Below are 12,623 nucleotides of genomic sequence, written 5' to 3'. Positions count from 1 at the left end.
AACAGATGGCTGCCATAAAGCGACGAGAACGCGACACGATCATCCAGGCATTGCGGGCGGGCGTGGTCCCGCGACTGGGGCTGCAACACATTCAGGTCGGGCGCGCCCGCGAAATCGAGGAACTTGTCAGGGATATGGAGCGGATCGCGGAGGGCGGTTCGGCGATCCGTTTCGTCATCGGCGAATATGGCTCCGGCAAAACCTTTTTCCTAAATCTCATCCGCCTCGTTGCCCTCGAAAAGGGGCTGATCGTGATGTCGGCCGATCTGGCGCCTGATCGGCGGCTGCACGCGACCGGTGGTCAGGCACGTAGCCTTTACAGCGAGATGGCGCGGAACCTGTCCTCGCGCACCAAGCCGGATGGTGGTGCAATGGCGAGCGTCGTCGAGCGCTTCGTCAGCCAGTTGCAGCGGGATGCGGAAAAACAGGACAAGGCGACAGGCGAACTGATCCGGGAGCGGCTGGCGCATTTTGAGGAAATGACCAACGGCTTCGAATTCGCCGAAGTGATCCGCAATTACTGGGAGGGACACGAGACCGGTGACGAGGAACTCAAGTCGGCAGCGCTTCGCTGGCTGCGTGGTGAGTTTGCGACACGAACAGACGCCCGAAATGCGCTTGGCGTGCGCACCATCATCGATGATGCCAATGTCTATGATCACCTGAAACTGATGTCCGCATTCGTCTGCGAGGCGGGATATAGCGGCCTGCTGGTTTCTCTCGACGAAATGGTGAACCTGTTCAAACTGACATCCTCTCAGGCGCGCAATGCCAACTACGAGCAGATTTTGCGAATATTGAATGATGTTCTGCAGGGCAGCGCCAGCCATCTCGGCTTCATCATGGGCGGCACGCCGGAATTCCTGATGAACACGCGGCGCGGGCTTTACAGTTACGAGGCGCTGCAATCCCGGCTTGCCGAAAACAGCTTTGCCCGCGATGGCCTGGTCGATCTTTCCGGGCCTGTGGTCCGGCTTTCCAGCCTGACCCCCGAAGATCTCTTCGTGTTGCTGAGCAAGGTCAATCTGATTGCCCATGACGAGGGGCAGCAGTTGCCGGATGCCGCGCTTGAAGCCTTCATGCGCCATTGTTCCGAAAGGATCGGCGAGGCCTATTTCCGGACACCGCGCAACACGGTGACGGCCTTCGTCAATCTTGTCGCAGTGCTGCAGCAGAATCCGGGCACGGAGTGGAGCGACCTGATCGAGGAGATCGAGATCGCCAATGACACCGGCGATGACATGAGCGACATTGAAGATGGTGCAGGTGTGGCGCCCCAATCGGATGACGAACTGAGCAGCTTCAAACTCGGATGAACGCTTTCGACCAGCTTGCACCCCCGCTTCAGAAATGGATACGGCAGCAGGGCTGGCCCTCGCTGCGACCGGTTCAGACGGCAGGCATTAACGCCATTCTCGGCACGAATGACGATGTCATCATCACTGCGGCAACGGCAGGAGGGAAGACTGAAGCCGCTTTTCTGCCGTTGATTTCAGATGTCTTGCTTGAAGAACCCGCTCAGGACCACGGCTTCGACCTGGTCTATGTCGGTCCGCTGAAAGCCTTGATCAATGACCAAACCCGGCGCCTTGAGGATATGTGCAGGGAGGCCGAGCTTGCGGTTGTTCCCTGGCATGGCGATATCGGCTCCGGTGTGAAATCGCGCGCGCTTAAAGCACCCCGTGGGGTTCTGTTGATCACACCGGAATCACTTGAAGCGTTGTTCGTTCGCCGCGGTAGCTCGATCGCGACCTTGTTTGGCGCAACGCGGGCAATCGTGCTGGACGAACTGCACACGCTCCTCGATTCGGAACGCGGCATTCAACTCCGCTCCCTGATGACGCGTATGGAAATCTCCACGGGACGGCAAATCCGACGGGTCGGGCTCTCTGCCACGCTCGGCGACACCGGTCTTGCTCGTCACTTTCTGCGAAGAGAAGCCCCCGATGATGTGGTTCTGTGTGATGCAGCGGGCGGTGGCGCGGAATTTCAGGTGCAGCTGAGAGGCTACCTCACGGGTGGAAAAGTGCCTGAGGATGAGGTTGCGGCGAAAGATGATCGTTCCGCCGAAGCGGCGATCGCCATGCATCTGTTCGAGAAGTTGCGCGGCTCAAACAATCTGGTGTTCGCCGGCTCCAGAGGCAAAGTGGAACTCTATGCCGATCGGTTGCGCCTGCTCGGCGAGGCTCAGGGGCTTCCGCAGGAGTTCTATCCCCACCATGCATCTCTTTCCAAGGAACACCGTGAATTCGTCGAAAAACGCCTGAAGGATGCGAGCCTGCCGACGACGGCGATCTGCACATCCACACTCGAACTGGGCATCGATATCGGTTCGGTGACTTGCGTCGCGCAGATCGGCGCCCCGTTCACGGTTGCATCGCTGGCGCAGCGGCTGGGGCGGTCAGGCCGCCGTGCCGGCCAGCCTTCGATCCTGCGCCAATATCAGATCGAGGCGCGACTTGAGAAGGGCAGTCACCTTGCTGACCGGTTTCGGCTCGGTCTGGTGCGGGCCATCGCCATGATCGAACTCTATCTTCAGAAATGGTATGAGCCCCCGCGCTCGTCAGCGCTTCATCTTTCGACATTGGTTCATCAGATCCTTGCGGTGATCGCCGAACGCGGTGGCGCGAGCGCGGAACGTCTTTACGCCACGCTATGCCGCAAGGGGCCGTTTTATGCTGTCGATACCACCCTGTTCCTCGCCGTGTTGCGACAGATCGGAAGTCCCGATATTGCGCTGATCGAGCAGTCCGACAACGGCCTGCTTCTCCTTGGTCGACAGGGCGAGAAACTGGTTGAGCATTACAGCTTCTACGCCGTGTTCAAGACGCCGGAGGAATTTCGCCTTGTCGAACAGGGCAAGGATCTCGGAACCTTGCCTGTCGACAACATCCTGGCGCCCGGCATGACCATCATCTTTTCGGGACGGCGATGGGAAATTGTCGAGATCCACGAGAGGGAAAAGGTCATCCTCGTAACAAGATCGAGGGCAGGTGCGCCGCCATTGTTCGGAGGCGATCCCGGCGAGATCGATAACCAGGTGGTGGAGAAAATGTTCGAGGTTCTGGAAGGCCAAGCCGTGCCGATCTACCTCGACAAGCAGGCGGCGGCACTTCTTGCCGAAGCACGTGGGAATTTCGCGCTGGCAGAAGCAGGTTTCCACCGCATTATTGCCACGGGGGAGGATGGCCATCTCATTGCGACCCGCAAGGGCAGTGTCGTGACCAACACACTGGCGCTCGCGCTGGGAGGCTTCGGATTTGAAACATCGATCTATGACGGGTTTATCGAGGTTCGCACGAAAGAAGCTGAACTCGGGCTTGAGGATGCGCTTGCGTTGATTGCAGAAAGCGAGAGGCTTTCCTTGTTCTACCGGCAGGCAGAACCACAGTCTGAAAAATTTCACCCGTTTCTGAGCGCAGACCTGTTGCAACAGGATGCGCTTTCCTGCCGGCTGGATGAGACTGGCGCGATCCGCCTTGCATCTGAAATTCTGGCTTCGATGCAGCGGCAGTTCGCACGAAATCGATGACCGGCAAAAATATCGAAACGCTCATGGCCCTGGATTTCGAAGCTTCGTCTCTCTCGGCAGAGAGCTGGCCGATCGAAGTCGGCATATCATGGATTGAAGGCAACCAGGTTCAGACATGGTCGTCGCTGATACGGCCAGCATCGGTTTGGGAGCGCGCGGATTGGTCGAAGCAAAGCGAGGCTGTGCATGGAATTTCGATATCGGATCTGGAGACCGCCCCGACCGTTGAAGACGTCGCCCAACAGCTGATGCCCAAAATCGAGGGCTTTATCCTTGTTTCAGATGCTCCAAGGCTCGAACACCACTGGCTAAGCCGTCTTCTTAGCGCCGCAGGCTGGGCACCTTCAGCGATCACCGTCGAAGACTACGATGCTGTGAGCTTCACTCATTTCGATGGTCTCGCCCTTGATTTTCTATACGAAAAGCTCGAGCGCATGCGTGTGCCTCATCGGGCCGGCGCCGACAGTGCTCGCCTGGCTTGGGGCTGGCTCAAGGCTTTGCAGGTACGCGAGCAACAGCAATCTGGATAACCCCTCGAATCGCAGCGGTTGCCAATTTGCAGGTTGAAATCGCAGGTCTGCCGAAGGCAGCCATTCTGAACAACAGTATGCAGAAATCGACCGGCTTTTCGTGCGGGAGGATGCACCTCAATCGTTCTCAGTGCCGTGTCACGGGTTGAACGAGGTCGTCCGTCTCGAGTTTCAGGCCTGAGCGCCACAGGGCTGTTTTGGTAACGATGTATTCCAGCTTGTTATCCTGGTCGCGAAGCTCTTGCACGGTGATCAAGCCGCTCCATTCCAGAGGCTTGAGCACACAAGCACCGAATGCATGAACTTCACGCCAGCGCCGGTCATTACCGGTCTCTGCCTCGCCAAAAAAGCAGCTGAACAGATTGTCTTCGCTCGCCCCGTCTTCGATCTCGACATTCATGACATTGAGCCAGACATCCCAGTTGCCGAACACGCCTTCCCCGAGGCGGGAATAGGCCGCGTGATCAATATTGAGCACGAAAAAGGATATGAGCCGTTTGAACAGCTGCCCGGGATGTACCCCGAGTTCTTTGCCTTCGGAGGTGACGCGGAACATGCCCTTGTAATGACGTCCCAGACGGAGGCGGATCAGCAGGAAGTGCAACATATCGACGGGTGGAAAGTCAGCTTCATTGATGACCGACTGATAGCGGAACATCTCTTCGGCCGATTTGCCTGGCCATTCAAAATTCTCCACCGCCCACCTTACGAAATCTCGCTTGAACGCCTTGGTCGCAGTCAAGCCAATCCCGCCATGTTCCGCGGCATAGGTGAGTATCAGGCAAGCACCGCGCAGCAGGGGCGGCAGGGCGAGATCAGGATGGTCGTCTGGCAGGGTTTGAAACGCGATCATGGGCTTTGCTCTGTGTCGGAGGTCGGTGCCAAACTAAACGTTCTGATCGCTGCGGCAAGACTGGCGAACAATCACCAATCCTTTGCCGAGTGCACCGAATGATCAGTCGTTCGCTTCAAACCGTCGCTCTTCGCCGTGCCGGCGAGATCAGACATCGATCATGCCTCGCATCAAGAGGTCAGCTTCTTGCCCAGCTTCCACTTCCGAGGGATAGCCGAGCGACACGTTGCGGACAATCGTGTCGCCTTCAACGGTTTCACGCTGTCGATGCGTATGGCCGAATAGCCACGCGTCAGGATTGTGCTTCGTGATCATTGCTCGAAGATCCGAGCCGTAGATCGGATCGAACTCGCTTGGCGTATCTGACAGCAGCTCCGGGTGTGGGCAATGATGCGTGACCACCACCGTCTTGCCAACAAACGGCGTCGCCAACTGGTCTTCCAGCCAGCGCCGATGATCACCATGAACGAGCACCGTGTCTGATGGCTGGATTTTGCCGTAGCGGGGTGGTTTACGGATATAGCGGTAATCATTCATCCGTGTTCTGGCGAACGCCATGGCCGCAGCAGGCGCCCCATGAAGCGCGAAGTCGGTCCAGAGCGTGCAACACAGAAACCTTGTATTGCCGACCGTGATTGCTGCTTTCTGAACAAATTTGGCGCCAGCCTGAGCTGTCAATTCGGCAAGACGGTCATCGCCATCAATGACGTGGTGGTAGTAGTCGTGGTTTCCTGGGAACACGTGAATACGTGCCGGGCCGATATGACGCCCGAGATGCCGGAGCATTCTTGGCCATCTCGTCTTCGGTTTGTCCGCCAGATCTCCTGCGATGATGAGTGCATCCAATGTGCCGAGGATCTCAGTAGGCAGCGCGGCGAAGGGGTCACGTCCTTCTCCAAGCCATTGGTCGAGATGCAGGTCGGCGGCGATCAGAACGGGCATGAGAGGTGTTATCCGAAGGAAGCAACAAGGGGTCTGGCTGCGTTCTTACACGATGGCGCCCCACTTACAATGCTCTGTATTAAAACGATAAAATGCGAAAAACAGAGTGGCGATCTGTTATTCGGGACAGCCACCTCTCCGAACGCTTTCCGGCACTGAACCTGGAACCAGAAGTATCTGAAAGTACATTGAGGCCGCCCGAGCGCAGGGGCAGCCAAAAAGACCACCGTTTGCTCGGCCTTATTGAAACCCCAGATAGTCCGGAGCCACCCATTTCGTCAGCCAGACGCCATTGTCGGCGACCCAAAAGGAACACTGATCTTCGTGCATGCGCTGCGCATCGATGCTCAACACCACGGGCTTGCCATGACGCTGGCCCACCTTCTCGGCAGTGGTGGCGTCCTGAGACAGGTGGACGTATTGGCGGCGGCCCGGCTTGATGCCATCTGCAAAGATGGCGTCTAAGTTGGCGCGGGCGGTTCCATGGAAAAGCACCGGCGGCGGCACTGACAATGAGAGCCCAAGGTCCACCGCGATGCTGTGCCCCTGCGCCGCCCTGATCATCTGGCCGTTCTCCGAAAGGGTGAAACGCTGTTTGTCGTTGTCAGCGACCAGCTGTTTCAGCTCTTCCACATTCAATGGACGGCCAGCTTTTTTCAGGCCGCGCAGCAGGTCAGAAACAAGTACCCATCCGCCTGCTCGCAGCTTCAGCCCCAGAAGCTCTGGTTCGTGCCGGAGCACGCGGGAGATGAATTTGCTGTCGCTGCTCATTGCATGACCTTTGAGTAGTTTCCGGCGCAGACGTTCCCGCGAGGCAAACCGTTCCTGGATAAGCGATCATCGATATGGCGCAATGGCGTGGGATTGGCAAATTCGCTGCATAAATCGCATCAGAAGTGAGCATTATATGATCCGTGGAATGCCTTATGACGCATATAAGTCTCGAATGTTTGCGTTTCGTCTATCTTGGACTATAATGAGCCTTAAAATACTCATAGACGGCCAAAAGGATTTTAAATGATCCTCTCAACGGAGCTATCATGAAACGAACGCGCAGCTACTCCCGTGCCACAAAACAGGCCCTGTCCTTGTTCGGCAAGCTGATCAGGGCCGCACGCGTTGAGCGCGGCCTGACCGCTGTCGAGCTCTCCGAGCGTGCCGGCATCACCCGCAAGACGCTGCGCAGGATCGAATATGGGGAACCGGGGCCGGAAATCGGCACGGTCTTCGAGGTCGCCACTCTGGTCGGCATCCGCCTGTTCGATCTGGATGATCAGACACTGGCCATGCATAACGCCCGCCTCGATGAGAAGCTGGCGCTTCTGCCCAAGAGCGTTCGTCATAGCCCACAGGAGGTCGATGATGACTTCTAGGCTTTCGCAGCACAAGGAGGCCTATGTCTGGATCTGGCTGCCTGGGCACACTGAACCGGTTGTTGCCGGTCGCATCACGCATGATGGCAACCGCTATGTCTTCAACTATGGCGCCAGCTATCTGGGCCGAGACAAAGCGATCCCGATATATGAGCCCGAGCTTCCGCTCCGTCGTGGCTTGATCGAGCCCGACGCCGGCTTACCTATGGCAAGCTGCCTGCGGGATGGCTCGCCTGACGCGTGGGGTCGCAGGGTCATTCTCAACCGTCTGGTGGGCGGCAGGCCCGCCGAAAACGACACCGGCGATATCACCGAACTGACCTATCTGCTGGAATCCGGTTCCGATCGGATCGGCGCACTCGATTTTCAGCAATCGGCAACGGAATATGTTCCGCGTCTCAAGGCCGAAGCCTCCTATGAGGAACTCATTGAAGCCGCCGGCCGGATCGAGCGGGGCGTTCCGTTGACGCCGGCGCTGGATCAGGCGCTCAACCATGGCACTTCGATCGGTGGCGCTCGACCGAAGGCACTGATCGATCGTGGTGACCGAAAGCTGATCGCCAAGTTCTCTTCGAGCAACGACCTTTATAGCGTGGTGAAGGCCGAGTTCATTGCGATGCGGCTTGCGGCCGCCTGCGGTCTGAACGTTGCGCCGGTAACAATGACATCTGCGGCGAACAAGGACGTGCTGCTGATCGAGCGCTTCGACCGCGTCAAAGGAAACAATGGCTGGCAGAGAAAAGCCATGGTCTCGGCCCTGACCATGTTCGGCCTCGATGAAATGATGGCCCGCTATGCCTCCTACGAGGACCTCGCCGAAATCATCCGCCACCGTTTCACGCGACCGAAGGAAACGCTGAAGGAACTCTTCGGACGGCTCTGCTTCAACATCCTGTGCGGCAACACCGACGATCATGCCCGCAATCACGCCGCCTTCTGGGATGGTAAGATGCTGACGCTTACACCTGCCTATGACATCTGCCCTCAAGGCCGAACGGGAAATGAAGCAACGCAGGCTATGCTGATCAGCGGAGACAACCGCATGAGCACGCTGAAGAGCTGCATCGATGCGGCTGCCAATTTCCTGTTGAGCGAGGTCGAGGCCGTCGTGATCGTGGAGGGCCAGATCACGACCATCGCAAACGAATGGCATCGCGTTTGTGAAGAGGCGCGACTGAGAGAGACGGACGCGAAGCTGTTGGCCGGACGTCAGTTCCTAAACGCGTACTGCGTTGATGGTCTCGGAGAAAGTCGTGTGGCTCTGGCAAAAGCGTTCAGCCACGCACGAAGGCGGATCGCCAACACCTGATCCTGATTGGGTGGCGATTAATCAATTCGGCTGCGTACTGTCTGAATTGGGGCCGACGGGGGACTGGCGGCTATTGGGCAACAGGTGATCGAGAACGGACTTTGGCATCCGCCCAGTTTATGTGGCCGGACGCGCACGCTCCATGGCATGCGCCAGCGCTGAGCCCATGTGTTTTAGTGGGGGGAGGCCACATGTGGCCAAGGTCGGCCACTGCAAATATCAGGGTGTCTCGGCTCATCCTCCGTGGCCCCATATTCCTGCCGGATCATATCGATGCGGGTCAGGTAGTCTGCCGCAAAAGCCGCCTGGTCCTTGTCGGGAGATATCGTCAATGCGAACAACTCTCGTCGAAGCGCGGAGGCGTTGCGCGCCCTCAGCTCGTAGGATGTTCCGTCAGGGCTATGCGGCTCTTTGGTGTATATCATCTCCTCGACACCGCGTTCTCCTTGCCGACGGATGACCTGCCGCCCCACAACGGATCGTGCCGCGGCCAGCAAGCCGTCTACGGAAGAAGTTTTCAGAAGAACAGAGAAGACCAGCCCTTCGCTTTGTCGGAGCGAGCTTGGGCCAGTCTTTCGAAGAGGTAAGTTTCATCGCCGTCTGCCATGGCGTAGGCGAGCTGTTCAGTTAGCAGGAAATGGCCCGAGCTCATGTCGAAGCCTTTACCGAGGTCTCCCTCGGCTCCTTGGAGTAGGAGGTCCATCGCCGCGCGGAAGCCGAGTTTTCGTACTTGATCGAACCACTCATGCTCCGACAGCATGTCAGGAAATTTGAGAGCAAACTCGCGCACCATATGCGCCCTTGTTTCGACATCCAGGAGCCTGAGCTGGGGCAGAATATCTCGGATATGCCACCTCGAAAGGTTCTTTTCAGGTACGAGTGCCAAGGCATCAAAAATAGAATCGGGGCGGTCGGTGTTCGGAAACACTTTCAGCCAACTGAACATCACATACGATGTCTGATCGTCCCACCACCTGTCCTCCTTCTCGGCCAAGACCTTTCCTAATTCTTGAAGAACTAAGTCGGCCGGAGGCAGCAGACCACCCACGATCATTCCGTTGAACAAGTCGAGTTTTATGTGAGAATTGACCTCGAACCCCGCAATCTTTGTCATCAATTCTGGTCGGGCTATATGCGGCATGACGACGGCAATCGCGGCCATTGCCACGGCACGCCCGTGTGGCGGCTTGGCCGAAGCTAGTTCCGTCGCTACGTCAAGCATGCTCTCGGCAGCATCAAGCGACAGTTCAGGCTGGCTTGACCTTCTTTCACGTGCGGACTGGGCGCGATCCAGATCGGGCCATACATTTGCACGCTTCTCCAAGAGAGCCGGCATAGCGATGAGGCGAAGTGCGATGGCCGCGTCATGGCCAAACTCGGGATGTCGCAGCAACGACCTTGCAACCTCGTATGCTTCGTCGGAGCCGATCTCGTAAAGCGCCTGCCGGTATGACAAGGCATGAGAGGTGCGCCATTCGTTCAGAGCCTCACGGTCACGGCCCTTCGTGGCCAGCTCCTTGAGTGCATCCCGCTGATTGAGGTCCTCTTGAAGGAATGCCGCGACCCACTTCATTTGTGACGGGTCCGGCACCCGCCGCATGGCATCCACTACCTCTGCCATGTCGTGCCGTGACGGTGGTCCGGACGCCATTAGGCAATCCGCCCAGCCGTTCAACGTTTCAACGAGCTGGCGGCGCGCTTCTGCCGGAATGTCGTCCATGCGCTCGTTTGTGCCGTGCTTGCCGTGGACGGTGACGAGGTCGGCGAGTGCCTCGATATCGTTTGGGTTCTGGATGGTCGAGAATGACGCGATTGCTTTGACGAACGCCTCGGGCCGCGTAGCTGATATCTTGTCTCGCAGCAGCGCCAAGGGGGGCATATTGCTGCGAGGTCGGCATGCCGTTCGCATAGATTTGGGGCTTGAGCGCCAAGAATTCACGTATCATCCGCGAGATGATGCCGGGTCCCGCTAGGAAGAGTGCGCCGCCGGTGCGCTCATCAACCTCCGCGCTACCATCGATGATGCTCGTGAGTTCCGCGGCCTCGCTGACTGGCTGGGGTGACAGATAACCCTGTACTCTAAAGGGCAATGAGAGGTCGGCCAGAATCCGATCCTGCAGCGCCGTTGCAACGACTGCAGGAAACGCGCTTGCAGCCTGATGGAACGTGGCCATTGTATTTTCGGCATTGAGGTCCAATTTTTTGTCGCGCAGGACTCCTTCGAGTTCCGCGGCGTCCCCTGTGATCTGGGCCCTGCGGGTATAGCGCGCAAATCGGCGGGGAGCGCTTGGGTTGGCCTTGGCATCCTCCTGCTGCAGTGCTCGTAATCGCCTCAGGACGTTCGGGGCCTTTAATCCGTCGAAATAGTCCCGTTCGGCGACGCGTTGCCAAACTGCATCCTCCGCGCCATCCAGCACTTCTATCGCTTGCCGGGGTGCGCCGCGGAAAAGCAACGCCTCGATTGCTTCGGACTTGACCTCGACGCTGCGGTCCCGCTTGGCGAGGTCGAGTGCTGTCTCCAGCGCTTCCATGCCGCCCCCGAGGATCAACCCTGACGTGAGTCTTTCCCGAACACGCTCCTCTAACTGCTCGTAGTCCTTCTTCAGGTGATCCCCGAAAACAGTCGGACGGATACGGTCACCGAGGCGGAGAGCTTCGGCTTGGATTTGGTCACTAGAGCTGGATAGGAGCGGCCAAACAATGTCGGCAAAATCAGCACGACCGGTCTTCATCATGAAACCGACGGCCAGATCCACCTTACCGGCTTGGTGCCACGCCCGGGCAAAGACCTGCACCTCGGCTGAGACCAAGGCCCAAACGGCGTCTCCTGTCCGATATACCATTTCCGCCGCGAGCATCGGTCCGACTGACATCGCAAGTGTTACCGCCTGGGCGACGATGGCGGAACCAGATGCATCCACCGCAAGACGCTCGCACGCAAAGAGAATAGCTTCTTCCCAGAGCCGATCATTGAGAAGCTCCCGGGCGAAGCTGCTATCGAGGCCAGCGTCCTTGGGAAGGTCACGCATTCGTGCCTCGACATGACCGGCGGCGTACCACTCCTGAAATTGCTGGTGCTGAAAGGCGTAGGTGTCGCCTTCGCCACTTACCAGCACATGGGTAGCGACTAGGTTCTCCAAGACGCTGGCTGGTTCAGGGGCGTTCTGGACCAGTCCTTCGGCCAACAACTTGGCGTTTGTCGCCCTCAGGGACTGTCGTGCTGCCGTGTCATCCAGCACCGTAGTCCGTGCCTGCATCATGGCAACAGCCAGGTCACTCAGATAACGCCGGTGTTGCCCCAACATGCTTTGTCGGAGTTGCTCGGCGCGTTCTGGAATGTCTTCATGCTGTTTCACTAGCAACGCAATCGTGCCCTCCTTGGACGTGGGGAGTGCGCCGGAATCTCCAACCTGCAGGAGGGCCTCAAGATAAAATGGTATCCGGGCGAGGTCACGGACACCAGAGGTCCTGCGCACGCGGTCCAACAAGTCCTGCCCGACACTTCCGTGCCTTGATGTCATCTCCTCCTGCTGTTCGTCAGAAAGCGATTCGACGTGGATCGTCCGCGCAACGAATGGCACCGCAGCGGCCTGCGGGCGGGTGGTAATGCAGATAACGAGGAGCGGAAATTCACGCCTGAGCGCCCGCATGGTCTTGATGAGCGCCAGCCGCGCGGCCGGAGTTACCTCGTTCCATCCATCTAGCAGGAACGCTATTTCGCCGTGCGACGCGAGGAACTTGAGATGATCTGACCGGATTCCCGTAAATGCCTGACGTGCAGCCATCCACGCAAAGAGGTCATCGACGCTATGGCCGACTTCGGCGAGAGGGACCAACAATGGCAGCGGTCCGCTTCCCAACAGTGTGGCACCGAGCTGTACCAATGTCGTTGACTTGCCCTGACCCGGTTCGGCCACAAGGTCGAGGATGCCACACGACCGGAGTGCTGCGGCCATTTCGACGAGCGTGAATGACCTTACCCGGGATGAGGCCGCTGTCAGGTAGAGTGAAACAGCATGGGCGGGACCCTGTTCAGAAAATGTCTCTATGTGGCGCTGAGCTGCCGAACGCACTCTTTCAAATA

The 12,623-nt window shown here is 58.1% G+C and carries 11 protein-coding genes; 5 read left to right on the top strand and 6 right to left on the bottom strand.

Translation table 11 applies throughout. The features are described from left to right. The first annotated feature begins 5 nt into the window (after nucleotides 1–5). The 3 genes from HQ843_RS02585 to HQ843_RS02575 are packed head-to-tail and all read left to right on the top strand — an operon-like array spanning nucleotide 6 to nucleotide 4,062. The gene (locus HQ843_RS02585) at nucleotides 6–1,316 is read left to right on the top strand and encodes an ATP-binding protein (RefSeq protein ID WP_180899959.1); all 1,311 of its coding nucleotides are present in this window, start codon (nucleotides 6–8) and stop codon (nucleotides 1,314–1,316) included. Beyond that, on the top strand, nucleotides 1,313–3,532 hold the full coding sequence (locus HQ843_RS02580; protein ID WP_180899960.1) for a DEAD/DEAH box helicase: 2,220 nt from the start codon (nucleotides 1,313–1,315) through the stop codon (nucleotides 3,530–3,532). The genes HQ843_RS02585 and HQ843_RS02580 overlap by 4 nt, the downstream gene beginning before the upstream one ends. Continuing rightward, on the top strand, nucleotides 3,529–4,062 hold the full coding sequence (locus HQ843_RS02575; protein WP_180899961.1) for a 3'-5' exonuclease: 534 nt from the start codon (nucleotides 3,529–3,531) through the stop codon (nucleotides 4,060–4,062). Before HQ843_RS02580 ends, HQ843_RS02575 begins: the two co-directional genes overlap by 4 nt. 127 nt (nucleotides 4,063–4,189) lie before the next feature. Here HQ843_RS02575 and HQ843_RS02570 read toward each other — a convergent pair whose 3' ends face one another. From HQ843_RS02570 to HQ843_RS02560, 3 genes are all read right to left on the bottom strand, one after another. Beyond that, entirely contained in the window at nucleotides 4,190–4,915 is a 726-nt protein-coding gene (locus HQ843_RS02570) for a hypothetical protein (protein WP_180899962.1), read from the bottom strand. Between the two features lie 147 nt (nucleotides 4,916–5,062). Then, on the bottom strand, nucleotides 5,063–5,857 hold the full coding sequence (locus tag HQ843_RS02565) for a metallophosphoesterase (RefSeq protein WP_180899963.1): 795 nt from the start codon (nucleotides 5,855–5,857) through the stop codon (nucleotides 5,063–5,065). 240 nt (nucleotides 5,858–6,097) lie between these two features. Beyond that, entirely contained in the window at nucleotides 6,098–6,628 is a 531-nt protein-coding gene (locus tag HQ843_RS02560; RefSeq protein WP_180899964.1) for an RNA 2'-phosphotransferase, read from the bottom strand. A 269-nt stretch (nucleotides 6,629–6,897) separates the two neighbouring features. Here HQ843_RS02560 and HQ843_RS02555 point away from each other — a divergent pair, with 269 nt between their 5' ends. Next, a complete protein-coding gene (locus HQ843_RS02555) occupies nucleotides 6,898–7,230 on the top strand; it encodes a helix-turn-helix transcriptional regulator (RefSeq protein ID WP_180899965.1) in 333 nt (110 codons plus the stop codon). After that, nucleotides 7,220–8,539 carry a type II toxin-antitoxin system HipA family toxin gene (locus HQ843_RS02550; protein WP_180899966.1) on the top strand — a complete coding sequence of 440 codons (1,320 nt, stop codon included), beginning with the start codon at nucleotides 7,220–7,222 and terminating at the stop codon, nucleotides 8,537–8,539. The genes HQ843_RS02555 and HQ843_RS02550 overlap by 11 nt, the downstream gene beginning before the upstream one ends. 173 nt (nucleotides 8,540–8,712) lie before the next feature. Here the strand turns inward: HQ843_RS02550 and HQ843_RS29920 are convergent, their stop codons facing one another. From HQ843_RS29920 to HQ843_RS02540, 3 genes are all read right to left on the bottom strand, one after another. Then, nucleotides 8,713–8,964, bottom strand: a complete 252-nt coding sequence (locus HQ843_RS29920; protein ID WP_371822086.1) for a hypothetical protein — start codon at nucleotides 8,962–8,964, stop codon at nucleotides 8,713–8,715. Nucleotides 8,965–9,056: 92 nt separating this feature from the next. Then, complete coding sequence (locus HQ843_RS02545; RefSeq protein WP_180899967.1) at nucleotides 9,057–10,259, bottom strand: hypothetical protein; 1,203 nt, start codon at nucleotides 10,257–10,259, stop codon at nucleotides 9,057–9,059. After that, entirely contained in the window at nucleotides 10,219–12,495 is a 2,277-nt protein-coding gene (locus tag HQ843_RS02540; protein WP_180899968.1) for an NACHT domain-containing protein, read from the bottom strand. The genes HQ843_RS02545 and HQ843_RS02540 overlap by 41 nt, the downstream gene beginning before the upstream one ends. Nucleotides 12,496–12,623 lie beyond the last annotated feature (128 nt).

The organism is Martelella sp. NC20 (assembly GCF_013459645.1).
Classification (GTDB): domain Bacteria; phylum Pseudomonadota; class Alphaproteobacteria; order Rhizobiales; family Rhizobiaceae; genus Martelella.
This window is presented reverse-complemented; position numbering and strand designations above follow the sequence as displayed.